Below are 17,004 nucleotides of genomic sequence, written 5' to 3' on the forward strand. Positions count from 1 at the left end.
AGAAGAATTCTGTCTTTATGGGCAGGAGAGGTTCGTGAACTCCCTCTATAAAAAACTAAGATCAAAACGGTATCATTTTGATATGGTTTTTTTCTATTTTCTAAACTACGTAGAGCCGTTCAGAGAATCTCTTTCTTCTTTCCTGAAGCGATATGCTGACAATAATGGGAGGAGATCGAGGATCATGATAAATCAAAAAGCAATTGTTGTTTTCAGTGGGGGCCAGGACAGCACGACATGCCTGTTTTGGGCAATGAAAAGATTTGAGGAAGTCATTGCTGTCACATTTGACTATGGCCAGCGCCATAATCTGGAACTCCAATGTGCAAAGGAAATTGCACAGGAATTGAATATCGAACATCATATTTTAGATATGTCCTTATTAAATCAGCTGGCACCTAATGCCCTGACAAGGACGGATATTGAAATAAAAGAAAGTGATGGTGAACTTCCAAGTACGTTTGTTGATGGAAGAAATCATTTATTCTTATCATTCGCTGCAGTATTGGCGAAGCAAAAAGGTGCAAAGCATATTATTACCGGTGTTTGCGAGACCGACTTCAGCGGATATCCCGATTGCAGGGATGTATTTGTCAAATCCCTGAATGTCACATTAAATTTAGCGATGGACTATCAGTTTGTCCTTGATACACCATTGATGTGGCTCGATAAAGCTGAAACATGGGAGCTCGCGGATGAGCTCGGTGCATTTGACTATATCAGAGAAAAAACACTTACATGCTATAACGGAATCAAAGGCGACGGATGCGGTGAATGTCCTGCTTGCAAGCTGCGAGCCCGTGGATTGGAGCAGTATTTGGAAAAAAGGCAAGGAGGAGATGCACGATGATTCAGCAAATCTATCCTTCACCGGCCCATAACTACTCCTATGAATTAAATAAAGATTTTCAGTTCGCTTCCGCTCATTACGTACCCGATGAAAGGGCTGGAAAGTGCATGAATGTACATGGCCATACGTATTTTGCCAATGTGACCATCGCTGGGGATCTATTAGATGAAACGGGATTCTTGATCAATTTTCAAAAGATAAAACAATTGATCCATGATCGTTTTGATCATTCCTTACTCAATGAAGATGGACTCTTCTCTGATGAGAATGCAGAGGATTATCCAACGACCGAGGTTGTTGCAAGGAAAGTGGCAGAAATCATTCAGGAGCATCTGGATACCTTGTCTAATAAGCCTGTCTGTCTGCAAGTGTTTTTAAGAGAGACCCCAACAAGCTATGTCATCTATCGTCCCAAGAGGGGGAATTCTTAATGAAAAAATTCCCGGTAATTGAAATTTTCGGCCCAACCGTTCAAGGAGAAGGAATGGTTATTGGCCAGAAAACGATGTTTGTCAGGACTGCAGGATGTGATTATTCCTGCTCATGGTGTGATTCGGCTTTTACATGGGATGGCTCCGCCAAGGAAGATATCAATATGATGACGGCAGAAGAAATATTTTCCCAGTTAAAAGAAACAGGTGGGAGCCGCTTTTCACATGTAACCATTTCTGGCGGGAACCCTGCCCTTTTAAAAGATCTTCATCAGCTTATTGATATTCTTCATGAGAATGGTATCAAGACGGCATTAGAAACTCAGGGAAGCAAGTGGCAGGATTGGTTTTTACAAATCGATGAATTGACGATTTCCCCCAAGCCTCCGAGTTCACTGATGAAGACTGATTTCTCGATTCTTTCCGACATTGTAGAAAAGTTACAGACAAATGAGAGGGATTTCAGCTTAAAAGTGGTGATCTTCAATGATGAAGATCTGGCATATGCAAAAGATGTCCATACCAGATATCCTGATGTCCCATTTTATCTGCAGACTGGAAATGATTCATTGACGGAGACGGATGATGAAAAGCTCCTTGGAAGACTGGTTGATCAATACGAAAATCTGATCGACAAAGTAATGGAATCCTCAGAACTAAATGACGTGAGAGTACTCCCGCAGCTTCATACCTATGTATGGGGGAATAAAAAAGGGGTTTGATCATGGCTCTTTTCTCAAAGTTTTTTGCATTATGTATAAAACAGGATAACTTATCATAAAGAAAACGCAGTCCTTAATAAAAGGGCTGCGTTTTTATATGCGCTTTAATGAGATGGCTTGCCGCATTTTTTGAAGAGCTGCCTGTCCTTTGTCAGCTTGTTTCATCATGATATTTACATAAAGGGCATCTATCAGCGTGAGCTGTGCGATGCGTGAGGATAATGCCTCTGAACGATAATCCGTCTCATCCGATAAAGTGAAAAGGGATATATCGACCTTTTTGCTTAATGGTGATTTTGAAAAATTGGTGATTCCGATGGAAGATGCACCAGTGTCTTTCACAATATCAAGTACTAAAAGAATATCTTTCGTTGAGCCGGAATGTGAAATGAAAACTGCACAGTCATCTGGCGTCATCTGTGAAGCGGTCATTAATTGTATATGGCTGTCAGTGGAGGCGTAAACAGGAAGGCCTGTTCTTATAAATTTGTGATAAGCATCCATTGCGATTATTCCTGAGCCCCCATTGCCAAAAAAGAAAATCTTTTTGGCTTGGCACAGTACTTCAACTGCATTATCCATAGTCATTTGATCCAATAGGTGCATGGTATCTTCAATGGTTTTAATATTGGATTGAAAAACTTTTTCGGAAACAGTCAAAACATTGTCTCCTTGCCTAATTTCCTCATGAATATCCTTTAATGCTCCCATTACTTCTGAAGCGAGAGAAATTTTTAATGCCTGATATCCTTTAAAGCCTATTCTTTTGCAAAAACGAAAAACAGTTGAATCGGCTACGTTTAATTCATCGGCTAATTGGTTGATCGAACGATGGATTATCTGTTCCGGATTTTTTAATATATAGTCCGCTATTCTTTTTTCTGTATCACTAAGAATGGAATAATTTGTACGAATACTGCCTATGCAAGATAGATTCATAGGGACTACCTCCTGAAAGTGCTTTCAAAAATAGTATACATCATAATGAAAAAAAGAAAAATATTTTCGTGAAAACGGTTGCAAAAGAAAAATATTTTTCTATAATTAGAAATGCGGGAAAGAAATTTTTTTCAAGTTTAGTAGTTTTTACTCGAATTTTTTTCTTGCAGCAAATAATTTACATAGTTTTGTGAAGTAAAATTGATTGGAGGAAATAGATATGTCAGACAGCACGTTAATTTTGGTAGCGCTTGCAGGAATTTTTCTTTTGTTATTTTTGGTTATGAAAACGAAGCTGCATGCATTCGTAGCTCTCATTTTAGTCAGTCTTCTAGTTGGCATCGCAGCTGGAATGCCTCTTGGCGATGTTGTGAAAACCATCGAAAAGGGTATGGGGGGAACACTTGGATTTGTAGCAGTCGTTGTTGGTTTAGGAGCGATGTTCGGAAGAATGCTAGAAGTCTCAGGCGGTGCTGAACGATTGGCACAGACACTCATTGGAAAGTTTGGGGAAAAAAATGCTCAGTGGGCGTTGGGAATCACTGGATTCCTGGTAGCCATCCCGGTATTTTTTGATGTAGGGTTCATTATCTTGGTTCCAATCGTTTATGGATTATCAAAGAAGACGGGAAAATCCCTTTTGTTTTATGGTATCCCGCTACTGGCAGGGTTGGCTGTTACCCACAGCTTCATTCCGCCAACGCCGGGTCCTATCGCTGTTGCTAATTTGATTGGCGCGGATTTAGGATGGGTCATTTTATTCGGAGCGATTGCCGGGGTTCCTGCAATGATTTTGGCAGGACCGGTATTCGGGAAATTCATTGCAAAGCGCATTCACGCTGAAATGCCTGAGTATATGAAGGATCAGGCAACAGAAGGGAAGCTATATGATAAAGATCTTCCAAGTTTCGGCTTGATTGCTTCTTTGATTTCCATTCCATTGGTATTGATTTTATTGAACACTGTTACTGGTGCGGTTCTGCCGGAAGGGAATAATCTGCGTACATTCTTTACTTTCTTGGGCCATCCTTTTGTTGCTTTGACAATTGCCACAATATTGACGTTTATACTTTTGGGAACTAAACGTGGATACACAAGGGATGAGGTGCAGGAAATTGCCACAAAAGCATTGGAGCCGGCTGGAATCATCATTTTAGTTACAGGCGCCGGGGGCGTGTTTAAACAAGTATTGATTGATTCAGGCGTTGGACAGGTACTTGGGGATATGATGGCAGGATCAAACTTGCCTCCAATTCTTTTGGCCTTCATCATTGCCACTGTCGTCCGTGTAGCACAAGGGTCTGCAACAGTTGCCATGGTCACTGCAGCAGGCTTGATTTCGCCGCTTATTTCCACTATGGGACTTGAAGGCCCTATGCTTGGATTGATTGTTATCGCCATAGCTTCAGGGGCAACCATTTTCTCACATGTCAACGATTCAGGTTTTTGGCTAGTAAACCGCTACTTCGGCCTCAATGTCAAAGATACTCTTAAATCATGGACAGTCATGGAGACTATAGTAGCACTCACCGGTTTTATAGTGGTGTTTGTAATCGGATTATTTATTGCATAAAATGAAATTATTGAATGAAGGAAGGGGGCAGCGCCTCTCTTCCTTTTCTTTGACTTGCTTTTAGGGAGGAATGAAAATGACTTTGAAACCATATATGATCGGCGTGGATATTGGGACCACGAGTACGAAAGCGGTCCTTTTCAATAAAAAAGGCGAAGCCCTGCACCGTTCGGGGGTAGAGTATCCACTCCATACTCCGACTCCCTCCACTGCAGAACAGGATCCAGATGAAATATTTTTGGCTGTCCAGCATTCAATCAGGACATGCATTGAGGAATCCGGGATAGAAAGCAAAAAGCTGGATTTCATTTCGTTCAGTTCTGCAATGCATAGCCTTATTCTCATAGGAGAAAATGGGGTGCCGCTTACTCCATCCATTACATGGGCTGATAATAGAAGCGCTGCATGGGCTGAATACTTGAAAAATAACGGAGGGCATGAGATTTACTTAAGGACAGGCACACCTATCCATCCGATGTCCCCGCTTGTGAAGCTGCTATGGCTGAACGCAGAGCACCCGGAATTGGTAAAGAAGACTAAGAAATTTATATCAATCAAAGAATATATTTTCTATAAGTTATTCAATGAATATATCGTCGACCATTCCATCGCTTCTGCAACTGGTTTATTTAATTTAAAGGAGAAGGACTGGGATTATGAGGCTCTGAATCTTGCGAAAATCACCCCAAGTCAATTATCCCGATTAGTGCCTACTACTTATTCGATTAAGGGGATTTCACCTGATTTCGCTGAATTGATGGGAGTCGATCCAGAGGTGAATTTTATTATCGGAGCAAGTGATGGTGTTTTATCCAACCTTGGAGTGAATGCTATTAAACCAGGTGTTGCTGCATTGACCATAGGTACGAGCGGTGCTATCCGTTCAGTAGTCGATCAGCCAAGAACAGATCCATTGGGCAGGACGTTCTGCTATGTCTTGGCGGATCAACATTGGGTGATAGGAGGACCGGTCAATAACGGAGGCATGATATTCCGTTGGGCGAAAAATGAATTGGCGGCATCAGAAATAGAAACAGCAAAAAGGCTCGGTGTGGATGCTTATGATTTGCTCACAGAGATGGCCGACAAGGTTTCCCCAGGGGCGGAAGGACTGATTTTCCATCCTTATTTGTCAGGGGAAAGAGCCCCTTTATGGAATGCAGACGCAAGGGGATCATTTTTCGGATTAGGCTTGCACCATAAAAAAGAGCACATGATCAGGGCTGTTCTTGAAGGGATTGTAATGAATCTCTATTCCGTTTTACTCATAATGGAAGAGTTGACAGGAGTGCCGGCGAAAATCCAGGCAACAGGGGGCTTTGCCCGTTCAAAGGTCTGGAGGCAGATGCTGGCGGATGTGTTTGGATATGAGGTTCATGTTCCTGAAAGTTTTGAAAGCTCTTGTTTAGGGGCAGTCGTGCTTGGGATGTATGGACTTGGTCAAATAGAGGACTTGTCAATTGTCGATAAAATGGTGGGCTCTGTACATGCGCATCACCCTATAAAAAATACTAATGATGTTTATAAACAGCTTTACCCTATATTTGAACGGCTTTCTGGCATGTTCGACCAAGGATACAGTGAAATTGCTGCTTTTCAAGCAAAACAAACCAATTTGCAAAAATAAAATCACTCAACCAATAAGAAGGAAGCATCCTCATTAAGATGCTTCCTTTTCTAAACTTTTAATCTTGATTCCTGCAGATTTCAGTTCTTTATTCAATTTTTTGGCCAACTCCAGTGCACCAGGTCCATCGCTGTGAAGACAAATGGTAGTCCCTTTCATAGAGATGACAGTGCCGTCAATGGCGGTGACCGTCTGCTTAGTAATAATTTGCAATGATTGGTTGACTGCCTGGTCAAGGTTTGAAATCAACGCTTTTTCATGGGTGCGAGGCGTCAATTTACCATCAGGCATGTAGGATCGGTCGGCAAAGACTTCATAACCCACGTTCAATCCAAATGATTCAGCTGCTCTTGTCAATTCACTTCCTGATAGTCCATAAAAGATCAGTGAATTATCAAAATCATAGACTGCTTTGGCAATTGCAGCGGCGGAAGGAGCATGGTCTGCTGCCATGTTATATAAAGCTCCATGGGGCTTTACATGATTTAGCGTGAGGGAATGGCTGCGAAGGAATCCTTCCAGTGCTCCCAGCTGGTACAGTGTGATGGAGTATATTTCTTCTGAAGATAATACCATTTGGCGTCTCCCGAATCCTTGCAGATCAGGAAATCCGGGGTGTGCCCCAATTTTAACCGAAGCTTCTTTTGCCAATTGGACAGTCTTTTTCATCACCATGGCATCACCGGCGTGAAACCCGCACGCAATATTCGCTGATGTGATATACTTCATGATTTCTGCATCATTTCCTGACGAATAAGAACCGAAACTTTCTCCTAAGTCGCAATTCAAATCAATGCTAAACATTAATTCATCTCCTTAATTTTAAATTGAATGGATGATTTTATTTCATTAAGTAAACTATTTTGTTCAAACATCAGCTGATGAGCTTTTTCAACTGTAATAAATGAAAAAAATACGGACTCGCCTGGTTTTTTTTGAGCTAAGATCGGCAAATCGGCTGTAATGACTTGTCCAATTTTCGGATAGCCGCCTGTCGTCTGGCAGTCGGCCATTAGCACGATCGGCTTACCGGAAGGTGGAACTTGAATTGTACCCATAGCCACTCCTTCGGTCAATAACTCCTCATCCGTTTTCCGTTCCAGTTTTTCTCCATCTAAACGCATACCCATCCTGTCTGATTCAGAAGTGATTTGGTAGGGATTATTGCAGAAAGCGTTAAGACTCTCCATTTGAAACCAGTTTTTTTGCAGGCCATCTGTAACACGGATCTCTGCTTCTTTGAGATAAGAAAAAATCTGCGGACTAAGCCGCCAGTTCGTTTGTGAGGAGGAGAACTCTCCATATTTCGCCACTGGGATGCAGTCGCCATTTTTCAGCTTTCTCCCTAACAGTCCGTCCATTTTTAATCTTAAGTCACTCGATTTACTTCCCAACGATCCCGGAACATCAATTCCTCCTTTTACGGCAAGATACCCTCTTGCCCCTTTTGTGGAATTCTTTATTTCAAGAATATCGCCTTCCCTGGCTATTATAGGTGCTCCGTTTGGAATAGGGCGATGATTTAAACGAGGACAAAAGTCTCCTCCGGCGATGGAAAAGAGGCTGTCATGCAAGAATTTAATTGTAGGTCCGATTAAAGTGAATTCTAATACTGCTTCATTCATGTTATTGCCGACAAGAAGATTAGCCAACTTAGCAGCAAATGGATCCATGGCGCCTGAGCGAGTAATCCCATATTTTTGAAAGCCGAACCTTCCTAAATCTTGAATGGTGGTCATTAAACCTGCCTTTAAAATTTTCATAGGAAATCAATCTTCCCTCCAATTCTCAAATTCTTCTAATGTTATTGGATAGAACTTTACATCCATTCCAGGTGTTAATTTCACAGGAGGGGAATCTTCAAGGTTAAACAGATCGATTGGAGTCCTTCCAATGATCTGCCATCCGCCTGGACTGCTGACGGGATAAATGCCAGTCTGGCTGCCAACAATTCCAACAGAACCTTTTGGCACTAAAATTCTGGGATTCGTTTTCCGAGGGGAAGCAATTTTCTTGTCAACCGGACCCAAGAACGGGAATCCCGGTGAGAATCCAATGAAATACACAGAGTAGACCGGTGATATATGCGCCTCAATTATTTCATCTTTCGAAAGCTGTTTATTGATTGATAATTCTTCGAGATCTAATGCGAATTTGGAATGGTAGCAAACAGGTATTTCGATTTGTCTTTGTTCACCCTGAATGTTTGACTCTTCCTTAAGCAGAACACCAGCAATCAAATCTTCCATCTTTTTGTATGGATGAATAGAATCAAAATGAAATGGTTCATAATGAATGGTCAATGTGGTAAAAGCGGGTACTATATCCCTTACAAAAGGAAAATTGGCCTGCTCGATCATAGTGCAGGCCAAATGGATCTTTTTATTAATTGCAGGCGAGATGGATTGGCCGAATTTCAGCATAATGGCAGAATCGCCTAAAGGAAATGCTTGATAGGATATTGGCAAAACAGACACCTTCTTAATTAAGTCGTAATCTTCTGAAATTTATGCATTAATGGTATCAAACTCATTCAAATCTTTCAATTGCTAGTTAAATAGAATGTAGGATGGGGGCAACGTTATTACGGAGAGATTTTGGTTCATAGTTTTACAATTGGATATTTTTTAATGAAATTTTAATCTTTCTTTCATTCCATTTTCTTTTTTGTGTTTTATGATGACTATGGTGTTCAGTTAGGACAAGGATGGCAGCCCCCTTTTTAAGGACTGGATGAACTATATGATTGTAGAACAGGCCATTAGCAGCCGGTTTTGTTCTGCATTTGTGTTTTATCCTTATAATACCCATTCTAAAGTTTCTGCTTTGGGTTGATCCGGAATCGCGTTGATTCTTGGATCAACCCTCTTTTTTTTAAAGTATTATTAACAGTTTTTCATTTGATTTTAATGTTTTTTTGACACAATGGAATGTATAAAGAAGGAGGCGTATGGATATGTTTTGGATTAGACTTATACCGATTGCATTCTTCAGTTTATCAGCCATTTCGCTATTAGCTTTTCAATCTATAGAGATCGTACATGCAATTACAGATTTAATTTTTCAAAAAAGTCGGTTAAAATAAGGGCATTATACTATTGACCTATTGTCTAAAAAGCAGGTGTGAATAATGAAGCGGATTTTAATTATAGAGGATGAAAAAAATCTGGCAAGGTTCATTGAATTGGAGCTTCAGTACGAAGGGTACGAAACTGCTGTCTGCAATGATGGAAGGGAAGGCCTCGAACAGGCACTTGAACAGGACTGGGATGTCATTCTTCTTGACCTGATGCTTCCCAGCCTGAATGGCATGGAGGTCTGCAGAAGGGTTCGTCATGTGAAGGAAACGCCTATCATCATGATCACAGCGAGGGACAGTGTAATGGACAGGGTTTCAGGTCTTGATCATGGAGCAGATGATTATATAGTAAAGCCGTTTGCCATTGAAGAGTTGCTGGCGAGGCTCAGATCTGTGTTCCGCAGGATGGAAACTGCAGTACCAGCGAAACAAACCATGACAGTTTTTACATTCAGGGATATTACTTTGGAGAAAGAATCAAGGATTGTAAAAAAGGGCGAAGAAGTAATCGATTTGACCAAGAGGGAATATGAACTTTTGCAGACCTTGATGGAAAATGAAAACATTGTGATGACGAGGGAAGCACTCCTCAATAAAATCTGGGGCTATGAAACAGAAGTTGAAACCAATGTGGTTGACGTGTATATTCGATACCTTCGAAATAAAATCGATAATCCCGGTGAAGAAAGCTATATACAGACTGTACGCGGGACGGGCTATGTGATGAGAAAATGAATAAATTACTGAATTGGTTCAACAACTGCTCCCTTAAGGTAAAATGGTCGATTGGCGCCAGTACGGCTATTTTCTTCACCTTTTTTATTTTCAGCTTTTTTCAATATCATGTCATCAGCAATTGGCTTCTGAATGAAGAAGAAAATAACGTACGCCAAGTTCTTGATGAATTGGCTATTTTTTATAAACAAAGAGGGCCGGACATCGACATGGCCGATCTTTCAGACAGTGAAGATTTAATCAAACAAATCGTAGAGAAAAACCAGACGATCAGGATCACGGATACATCAGGAAAAGAAGTATTTGTTGTCCATAATGAACAGGATCCCTATTACTATATCCCGTTTCAGCCCGTCGATGGAAAAACCATCATGCAGCTCCAGACAAACGGTAAAAAGCTGTATGTTGGAAGAATGCCTATCCAATCCAGACAGTTCAATGGATACGTTGAAGTCATATATCCGCTGAACAGATATCATCAGATGATGAATAACCTCTGGTTTGTCATGAGTATGTTCGGATTGGCTGCGCTAGTATTGAGCGGGGTCTTTGGGTTTTTAATGGCAAAGAATTTCCTTAAACCATTGCAGAAACTGTCCAATGCTATGAGAATGATACAGCGGAGAGGGTTTCAGCAGAGGATGGAGCCGAGCCGCTCACATGATGAAATCGGAGAACTGACAGTTATATTCAACGAAATGATGGACAAACTTGAACGCTCTTTTGCGCAGCAAAAGCAGTTTGTCGAAGATGCTTCGCATGAACTGAGGACTCCGATCCAAATCATGGAGGGGCACCTTTCATTATTGAATAGATGGGGGAAAAAGGATGAGGTCATCCTGGATGAGTCATTGTTTGCCTCACTGCAGGAATTGGATCGGATTAAATATCTCGTTCAAGAACTGCTGGAGCTGTCCCGTGCTGAGCAAATTCAAAAAGGGGATGGTGAGGCTTCTGCAGACATCGTCTCGACAATTGAAAGAGTACTGAAGAATTTTCAGCTCCTTCATAAGGAATATACCTTCATATTTGATCAAAGAGGGAACCTTAGCCATCAGGTAGGAATAAGCGACCACCATCTTGAGCAGGTTCTCATCATCCTTCTTGATAATGCAGTGAAATATTCAGATAAAAACAAAAATATTACGATATTAATAGAAGAAATGGAACAAGATGTGAAGGTCATCATAGAGGATAAGGGTATAGGTATCCCGGAAGACCAGCTTTCCAGCATTTTTCACCGATTCTATCGAGTGGATAAAGCGCGCAGCCGTGAGAAAGGCGGGAATGGCTTAGGTTTGGCCATTGCGAAACAAATCATAGAAGGCTATGGCGGCAATATCACGGCAGAAAGCCAAGTCGATGAAGGTACCCGCGTCCAATTTGTTCTTCCATTCAAATCTTAAATTGAAATGACCAGTAAGGTTCAGTCCTCACTGGTTTCTTTTAATTCTGCTTTTCCAGACATCTTTCTTTCTATTGATTGGGTCTTATTTTTCAACTTTTCTTCGTATTTTTTTGCTTTCATAGTTAATTTTGGAATAGGCGAAGCAGCTTCGCGTTCTTCGGATTCCTGTTTAGTTTTCTTGTTTTTCAGCTTTTTACTGCTTTTTCCTTCATAACTGGTCCCGATATTCAATTTACCGGTTAATTCTTTAATCCCCAGCTGCCCGAAATTATTACTATATTCCAGGCTTTCCACTATCACTTTATCTACATTTAAATTTTCAATATTAATCTTAGAATGCTCCCCGTCTCCATGGGCAGCTTCTTTATATTGATCCAAAATGGAAATTTGCGTTTTTTGGATTTTTTCTAATGAATGGGATAGCCGATCTATTTTTTTCTCCAGGCGGTGCCAATCAGCTGACTGCTTTTTCTTACGCCATGTAAACATTTAGCACCTCCAAAAAGACTATCTGCATTAAAAATCTTTTTACCAGCCGGGGGAAGAAGATTCATCCACTTCATCAATTTGAATAGAAACTCCACCCTGCTTTTTCTCAAAAGGGCATTGGATGGTTAATACACCCTGCTGCAAGGAAGACTTGATATTCCTTGGGTCTATATCATAGGGCAGGTGAATCTTTTTCTCGAATTCTTTATTTAACCGTTCTTTCTTAAAATAACGGATGGAAGGCTGAAAATTTTTAAAAGTACTTTTAATAACCAGCTTGTTGTCTTCCAATTTTATATCCAGCTGATCTCTTCTTAATCCAGGCACTTCGACCTCGATAAACAATAATTGATCTTTTTCATATACATCACAAAGGGGGAAGGTGGATGTTGGTCCCTGGAACTTCCTTCCGGTTTGCTGCCCCTGTGGAAAAGGGCCGAATAGTTCTTCGCTTGTTGAATTCTGATCGAAAACCTGATGCCAAAAATTTTCTGATTGGTATTGTTTCGTCAGATCAAGCCATTGTTTTAACTTTTCCATATCCATCTGGAGGCGCCTCCCAATTTGTTCTTAACTACATCATATTAAAGAAAAAGGGCTTTCATGTATGTATTGAGCCATAAATAAAAGAAAAGACGTCTCAAGCCTTTTCAGAGACGTCTACTTCTGTAAACTGCATATCAATGCTTTTAGGAATCTTAATCTCGAGTATCCCGTCTTTATATTGGGCATAGGAGCCTTTCTTTCTGACAAGGGCGGGAAGGGTGATGACATGTCGTTCTCCCGGATTTGGAATATTTTCTACTATAGCTTGATTTGTCGTATGATATACCCGAAGCTGGCTGATGTTTCCCTCGTCCTTCACAGGAATACGGACAAATACATCTTCAAATGTTTCGAATACATCTGCATGGATTTCATTTGCAGACCGGGCTGTTGAAGATCCTCCTGCCCCATTTGGTTGTAAAAAAGGATTCATGTTCATTTGCTTCATCATGTCCCCTGGATTGAACATGGATTGGCCCTGTCCGGGGAAAATTTTTGACATGATATTTTCAACATATCCCTCCACTTCATTCGGCTTCATTTCCTTCATCATATTTTTCATATCTTTATTAAATGGGAACATCATATTCCAAGGAAACATTCCATGTCATCCTCTCATAATTCTGAAATCTCGGTTATAGTTGATTTGTAATAGGGGCGGACGGATTGGCAATCTGATCCTGGTCGCTTACATCAAAATCAATGTAACTGTTGGCTAGGAGTGAGCCGATAGTGGAAAGGTCCCCAAGACCAAAGGTAGCTCCAACCCATTTGGAGTTGGCTGTATGGCTGTTGTGGACGGCGGCGCCGATATTGATATTCGCATTGTTGGCGAGGCCGTTCGTTTTTATATTGAATACATTAATTTGAAAAGGCATGGTCCTCCTCCTTCAGAGTGACCTTTACATTTGATTTGATATGACCGGAGTATTATCCATGATATCTCCTTGATCATTTAGATCTGGATCGATATATACGTTTTCCATTGCTGAAGCAGGCGCTGCATAATCTCCATACGCCGTTGTCTGGCCCTGTGATTTTTGATTTGCTGTAGGAGAGTTGTGGAGGGCTTCGCCGATATTGATCGAGCCGTTGTTGGAAACACTGTTGACCTTGATGCTGAAGATATTGATGACTGTCTGCATCCACACACATCCTTTTCTCATGATGGTGTATTGTATGCATGCAAATGCCCATGCGTTCGTTAGAGTTGGAGAATAGGAGGGTGCAGGTAATTTAAATATGGTTTGTAAAATGGTGGAAAAGGGGAAGAGGATAAGAGGGAACCTTAAATCTGTCCAATTGCGCCATACGAATGTCCAGTCTCTACGCCTCTGTACAAGCAACTTGCGCATTTCGAGTTAAAATAACAATTATCGAAAAAAACATTTGGTTTTTTTAGGCAATAGTAGTAAGATGGTTAATGAAAAAAATAGCTAGTTTCCTAGTCTTGATGGAAGGTGACCAGAAAAAAGAAACGCGAATAAATTGTTATTTCAGAATAATCGATTATTCAGTTTCCTGCTATTTTTCAAATTTAGAAAAAATAGTAAAAAAACAAGGAATGACGGTTAAGACAATTTGTTTAAAATTTGTTTTTAGCCTTTATCTTGACGCTTTAGAGTGATAAAATGAATGTGAAAGCGGTTTATTCCTACATTGAAATAATAATTATAGAAACACCTATTCATAAAATGGTGGATAGGGACCTTAAAAAAGGTTAAATGGTTGGAGGTTTTTCATTATGAGACAACAAGCATCGAACCAAAGCAATCCTTGGCATGACTTGAATGGTTTTAACCTTGGGTATGTAATGGAAGTTTTCGAGCAATTTCAGCAAGACCCGGAAAGTGTCGATCCTGAATTAAAAGCTCTATTTGAGCAGTGGGGTCCTCCATCCGAATCCACAGAAACGGAACAAAGGGATGCATCGTATGAACTTCCTGCGAACCCTTCTATGTTCAATAAAATTGTTTCTGCAGTTAAATTAGCGGACAATATCCGTGCATATGGACACCTTGCCGCAGATATCTATCCCTTGAATGACAGGGAAAAGGATTCGCGCAGAATTGAACTTTCACAGTATGATCTGACAGAAGAAGATCTAAAGAATGTACCGATCGAATTTCTTATGGCGGATGCTCCGGCCCATGTTAAGAATGGATTGGATGCAATCAACCATTTAAAAAATGTGTATACGAACAAGCTTGCTTTTGAATTTCATCATGTTCATGACTTGGAAGAAAAGAATTGGCTGAGGAAGACAGCGGAGACAGGAAGCTTTTTCCGTGATCTTTCCAAAGATGAGAAGAAGGCATTACTGAAAAGGCTTTCTGAAGTGGAAGGGTTTGAGAAATTCATCCACCGTACATTTGTAGGCCAAAAAAGGTTCTCAATCGAAGGCTTGGATACACTTGTACCATTGATAGATGAAATGATAGGAAACTCTGTACAAAGTGGAACAAGAACAGTCAACATTGGAATGGCTCACCGCGGCCGTTTGAATGTTCTTGCGCACGTTTTGGAAAAGCCATATGAAAAGATTTTTGCAGAATTCCAGCATGCGCCAAACAAGGACATGATTCCTTCAGAAGGATCTACAGGAATTACCTATGGATGGACTGGAGATGTAAAATACCATCTTGGCGGAGATCGTGAATTGAAGAAAGGCGATACTGCCAGAGCAAGGATTACATTAGCCAATAACCCGAGCCACTTGGAAGTAGCGAGCCCGATCGTAGCAGGATATACTCGTGCTGCCCAAGAAGACCGCAATGCTCCAGGGGTGCCCGTACAAGAAGGTTCAAAATCATTTGCTATCCTGATTCATGGAGATGCAGCTTTCCCGGGACAGGGAGTTGTACCGGAAACGATGAATCTAAGCGGACTTAAAGGCTTCAACACAAAAGGCTCCATCCATATTATTGCGAATAATATGATTGGATTCACAACAGAAAGCTATGATTCTCGTTCGACTATGTATGCTTCAGATACTGCCAAAGGATTTGAAATTCCAATCCTTCATGTCAATGCAGATGATCCAGAAGCATGCTTGGCTGCTGCATTCTTTGCTTATGAGTATCGCAAGGCCTTTAAGAAGGATTTTGTCATCGATTTGATCGGCTACCGCAGATTTGGCCATAACGAAATGGACGAGCCGATGGTCACTAATCCTATGATGTATAAATTGGTTCACAAACATCCTACTGTACGTGCACTTTATGCTGAAAAACTAGTTTCAGAGGGCGTCATTTCAGCTGAAGAAGCTGAAAAAATCGAGCAGGAAATTCAGGATATGCTTCAGGCTGCCTTTGATAAAGTCCCTGCAAAAGAAGACAATCCTGATACGACAATGGAGCCGCCGGAAGATGTTGCAAAAGGACTGCCTGTCATAGATACATCAGTTGCCGAAGAAGATATCCGCAATCTTAACTCTCAGCTTCTTAATTGGCCGGAGAATTTCAGTCCATTTAAAAAGCTTGAGCGCATCCTTAAGCGCAGAGAAAACGTCTTTGACGGCAATGGTAAAATTGACTGGGCACATGCTGAAACGCTTGCATTTGGCTCCATCTTAAAGGACGGAACGCCTATCCGTTTTACAGGACAGGATTCACAGCGTGGAACATTCGCTCAGCGCCATTTGGTCCTTCATGATGAAAAAACAGGTGAAGAACTTTTGCCTCTCCACCATATCGATGATGCTAAAGCTTCATTTGTTGTATACAACAGTCCTTTGACTGAAGGAGCAGTTGTTGGATTTGAATATGGATATAATGTATTTGCTCCTGAGACGCTGGTCATCTGGGAAGCGCAGTTCGGGGACTTCTCAAACGTTGCCCAGGTTATGTTCGATCAGTTCATTTCATCTGGACGCGCTAAATGGGGACAAAAGTCAGGTCTCGTCATGCTGCTTCCTCACGGATACGAAGGACAAGGCCCTGAGCACTCCAGTGCGAGAATGGAGCGTTTCCTTCAAATGGGTGCTGAGAATAACTGGACTGTAGCCAATTTATCTACTGCAGGACAGTATTTCCATATCTTAAGAAGACAAGCAGCGATCCTTCAGAAAGAAGAAGTGAGACCGCTAATCATCATGACACCGAAGTACCTTCTACGCCATCCTTTGGCTTCAGCTGAAGGAGCAGACCTGATCAATGGCGGATTCCAGCCTGTGTTTGAGCAGCCTGGTATGGGTCAAGAGGCAGATAAAGTTGAACGAATCGTACTTGGCAGCGGAAAAGTCATGATTGATATTGCCGATCAATTGAAAGAAACAGAAGAATCCATGGACTGGCTTCATGTTTTGAGAGTGGAAGAAATTTATCCATTCCCGCTTGAAATCATCAGGGAAAAATTTGCAAAATATAAGAATTTGAAAGAAATCATCTGGGTCCAAGAAGAACCTAAAAATATGGGTGGCTGGACATTTGTCGAGCCGCGGTTGTGTGAAGCTGCTCCAAACGGAGTGAAAGTAGAATATGTGGGTAGACGCAGAAGATCCAGTCCTGCAGAAGGGGATCCGATTGTACACAGAAAAGAACAGGCCAGGATTGTAAACGAAGCGATCACAAGGACTGCACAGAAAGCTTTAACACGATAATTTAG

General features: G+C 41.2%; 17 protein-coding genes and 1 riboswitch. Of the genes, 8 read left to right on the top strand and 9 right to left on the bottom strand.

Annotated elements, in window-relative coordinates:
* The first annotated feature begins 21 nt into the window (after nucleotides 1-21).
* A riboswitch (PreQ1 riboswitch) is annotated at nucleotides 22-65 on the top strand.
* A 119-nt stretch (nucleotides 66-184) separates the two neighbouring features.
* The 3 genes from queC to queE are packed head-to-tail and all read left to right on the top strand — an operon-like array spanning nucleotide 185 to nucleotide 2,003.
* Nucleotides 185-850 carry a 7-cyano-7-deazaguanine synthase QueC gene (gene queC / locus DFR59_RS09910; RefSeq protein ID WP_114745458.1) on the top strand — a complete coding sequence of 222 codons (666 nt, stop codon included), beginning with the start codon at nucleotides 185-187 and terminating at the stop codon, nucleotides 848-850.
* Nucleotides 847-1,281: a 6-carboxytetrahydropterin synthase gene (locus tag DFR59_RS09915; RefSeq protein ID WP_114745459.1), complete on the top strand. Its 435-nt coding sequence runs from the start codon at nucleotides 847-849 to the stop codon at nucleotides 1,279-1,281. The genes queC and DFR59_RS09915 overlap by 4 nt, the downstream gene beginning before the upstream one ends.
* Nucleotides 1,281-2,003: a 7-carboxy-7-deazaguanine synthase QueE gene (queE, locus tag DFR59_RS09920; protein ID WP_114745460.1), complete on the top strand. Its 723-nt coding sequence runs from the start codon at nucleotides 1,281-1,283 to the stop codon at nucleotides 2,001-2,003. Before DFR59_RS09915 ends, queE begins: the two co-directional genes overlap by 1 nt.
* A 93-nt stretch (nucleotides 2,004-2,096) precedes the next feature.
* Here the strand turns inward: queE and DFR59_RS09925 are convergent, their stop codons facing one another.
* Entirely contained in the window at nucleotides 2,097-2,942 is an 846-nt protein-coding gene (locus DFR59_RS09925; RefSeq protein ID WP_114745461.1) for a MurR/RpiR family transcriptional regulator, read from the bottom strand.
* A gap of 220 nt (nucleotides 2,943-3,162) precedes the next feature.
* Here DFR59_RS09925 and DFR59_RS09930 point away from each other — a divergent pair, with 220 nt between their 5' ends.
* Nucleotides 3,163-4,515: a GntP family permease gene (locus tag DFR59_RS09930; RefSeq protein WP_114745462.1), complete on the top strand. Its 1,353-nt coding sequence runs from the start codon at nucleotides 3,163-3,165 to the stop codon at nucleotides 4,513-4,515.
* A gap of 76 nt (nucleotides 4,516-4,591) precedes the next feature.
* Nucleotides 4,592-6,142, top strand: a complete 1,551-nt coding sequence (gene gntK, locus DFR59_RS09935) for a gluconokinase (RefSeq protein WP_114745463.1) — start codon at nucleotides 4,592-4,594, stop codon at nucleotides 6,140-6,142.
* Nucleotides 6,143-6,175: 33 nt separating this feature from the next.
* Here the strand turns inward: gntK and DFR59_RS09940 are convergent, their stop codons facing one another.
* Genes DFR59_RS09940 through pxpB form a run of 3 tightly spaced genes read right to left on the bottom strand, consistent with a single transcriptional unit; the run spans nucleotide 6,176 to nucleotide 8,610 of the window.
* Nucleotides 6,176-6,946, bottom strand: coding sequence for a LamB/YcsF family protein (locus DFR59_RS09940; protein WP_114745464.1), 771 nt, complete (start codon nucleotides 6,944-6,946; stop codon nucleotides 6,176-6,178).
* Nucleotides 6,946-7,905 (bottom strand): 5-oxoprolinase subunit C family protein, encoded by a 960-nt coding sequence (locus DFR59_RS09945; protein ID WP_114745465.1) that lies wholly within the window; start codon nucleotides 7,903-7,905, stop codon nucleotides 6,946-6,948. The genes DFR59_RS09940 and DFR59_RS09945 overlap by 1 nt, the downstream gene beginning before the upstream one ends.
* A 6-nt stretch (nucleotides 7,906-7,911) precedes the next feature.
* The gene (gene pxpB / locus DFR59_RS09950; RefSeq protein ID WP_245948441.1) at nucleotides 7,912-8,610 is read right to left on the bottom strand and encodes a 5-oxoprolinase subunit PxpB; all 699 of its coding nucleotides are present in this window, start codon (nucleotides 8,608-8,610) and stop codon (nucleotides 7,912-7,914) included.
* A 662-nt stretch (nucleotides 8,611-9,272) separates the two neighbouring features.
* Between pxpB and DFR59_RS09960 the strand changes: the two genes are divergently transcribed.
* Together DFR59_RS09960 and DFR59_RS09965 are read left to right on the top strand one after the other, a co-directional pair.
* On the top strand, nucleotides 9,273-9,956 hold the full coding sequence (locus DFR59_RS09960; RefSeq protein WP_114745467.1) for a response regulator transcription factor: 684 nt from the start codon (nucleotides 9,273-9,275) through the stop codon (nucleotides 9,954-9,956).
* A complete protein-coding gene (locus DFR59_RS09965; RefSeq protein WP_114745468.1) occupies nucleotides 9,953-11,362 on the top strand; it encodes a HAMP domain-containing sensor histidine kinase in 1,410 nt (469 codons plus the stop codon). Before DFR59_RS09960 ends, DFR59_RS09965 begins: the two co-directional genes overlap by 4 nt.
* Nucleotides 11,363-11,382: 20 nt before the next feature.
* Here the strand turns inward: DFR59_RS09965 and DFR59_RS09970 are convergent, their stop codons facing one another.
* The 5 genes from DFR59_RS09970 to DFR59_RS09990 form a co-directional block, all read right to left on the bottom strand.
* On the bottom strand, nucleotides 11,383-11,853 hold the full coding sequence (locus DFR59_RS09970) for a hypothetical protein (protein WP_114745469.1): 471 nt from the start codon (nucleotides 11,851-11,853) through the stop codon (nucleotides 11,383-11,385).
* A gap of 39 nt (nucleotides 11,854-11,892) precedes the next feature.
* The gene (locus tag DFR59_RS09975; RefSeq protein WP_114745470.1) at nucleotides 11,893-12,399 is read right to left on the bottom strand and encodes an Hsp20/alpha crystallin family protein; all 507 of its coding nucleotides are present in this window, start codon (nucleotides 12,397-12,399) and stop codon (nucleotides 11,893-11,895) included.
* Between the two features lie 94 nt (nucleotides 12,400-12,493).
* Nucleotides 12,494-13,000 carry an Hsp20/alpha crystallin family protein gene (locus DFR59_RS09980; protein ID WP_114745471.1) on the bottom strand — a complete coding sequence of 169 codons (507 nt, stop codon included), beginning with the start codon at nucleotides 12,998-13,000 and terminating at the stop codon, nucleotides 12,494-12,496.
* Between the two features lie 34 nt (nucleotides 13,001-13,034).
* Nucleotides 13,035-13,277, bottom strand: coding sequence for a spore germination protein (locus DFR59_RS09985; protein WP_114745472.1), 243 nt, complete (start codon nucleotides 13,275-13,277; stop codon nucleotides 13,035-13,037).
* Between the two features lie 24 nt (nucleotides 13,278-13,301).
* A complete protein-coding gene (locus tag DFR59_RS09990; RefSeq protein ID WP_114745473.1) occupies nucleotides 13,302-13,544 on the bottom strand; it encodes a spore germination protein in 243 nt (80 codons plus the stop codon).
* 599 nt (nucleotides 13,545-14,143) lie between these two features.
* Here DFR59_RS09990 and DFR59_RS09995 point away from each other — a divergent pair.
* Complete coding sequence (locus DFR59_RS09995; protein WP_114745474.1) at nucleotides 14,144-16,999, top strand: 2-oxoglutarate dehydrogenase E1 component; 2,856 nt, start codon at nucleotides 14,144-14,146, stop codon at nucleotides 16,997-16,999.
* The last annotated feature ends 5 nt before the right edge of the window (nucleotides 17,000-17,004 follow it).

Origin of the sequence: Falsibacillus pallidus, assembly GCF_003350505.1 — a bacterium.
Classification (GTDB): Bacteria; Bacillota; Bacilli; order Bacillales; family DSM-25281; genus Falsibacillus; species Falsibacillus pallidus.

Excerpts from the sequence above, each read along its gene's own strand:
- queE (WP_114745460.1), top strand. The coding sequence starts at position 1,281 with ATGAAAAAATTCCCGGTAATTGAAATTTTCGGCCCAACCGTTCAAGGA.
- DFR59_RS09925 (WP_114745461.1), bottom strand. The coding sequence starts at position 2,942 with ATGAATCTATCTTGCATAGGCAGTATTCGTACAAATTATTCCATTCTT.
- queC (WP_114745458.1), top strand. The coding sequence starts at position 185 with ATGATAAATCAAAAAGCAATTGTTGTTTTCAGTGGGGGCCAGGACAGC.
- gntK (WP_114745463.1), top strand. The coding sequence starts at position 4,592 with ATGACTTTGAAACCATATATGATCGGCGTGGATATTGGGACCACGAGT.
- DFR59_RS09915 (WP_114745459.1), top strand. The coding sequence starts at position 847 with ATGATTCAGCAAATCTATCCTTCACCGGCCCATAACTACTCCTATGAA.
- DFR59_RS09990 (WP_114745473.1), bottom strand. The coding sequence starts at position 13,544 with ATGCAGACAGTCATCAATATCTTCAGCATCAAGGTCAACAGTGTTTCC.
- DFR59_RS09995 (WP_114745474.1), top strand. The coding sequence starts at position 14,144 with ATGAGACAACAAGCATCGAACCAAAGCAATCCTTGGCATGACTTGAAT.
- DFR59_RS09965 (WP_114745468.1), top strand. The coding sequence starts at position 9,953 with ATGAATAAATTACTGAATTGGTTCAACAACTGCTCCCTTAAGGTAAAA.
- DFR59_RS09930 (WP_114745462.1), top strand. The coding sequence starts at position 3,163 with ATGTCAGACAGCACGTTAATTTTGGTAGCGCTTGCAGGAATTTTTCTT.
- DFR59_RS09980 (WP_114745471.1), bottom strand. The coding sequence starts at position 13,000 with ATGTTTCCTTGGAATATGATGTTCCCATTTAATAAAGATATGAAAAAT.
- DFR59_RS09975 (WP_114745470.1), bottom strand. The coding sequence starts at position 12,399 with ATGGATATGGAAAAGTTAAAACAATGGCTTGATCTGACGAAACAATAC.
- DFR59_RS09945 (WP_114745465.1), bottom strand. The coding sequence starts at position 7,905 with ATGAAAATTTTAAAGGCAGGTTTAATGACCACCATTCAAGATTTAGGA.
- DFR59_RS09970 (WP_114745469.1), bottom strand. The coding sequence starts at position 11,853 with ATGTTTACATGGCGTAAGAAAAAGCAGTCAGCTGATTGGCACCGCCTG.
- DFR59_RS09940 (WP_114745464.1), bottom strand. The coding sequence starts at position 6,946 with ATGTTTAGCATTGATTTGAATTGCGACTTAGGAGAAAGTTTCGGTTCT.
- DFR59_RS09960 (WP_114745467.1), top strand. The coding sequence starts at position 9,273 with ATGAAGCGGATTTTAATTATAGAGGATGAAAAAAATCTGGCAAGGTTC.
- DFR59_RS09985 (WP_114745472.1), bottom strand. The coding sequence starts at position 13,277 with ATGCCTTTTCAAATTAATGTATTCAATATAAAAACGAACGGCCTCGCC.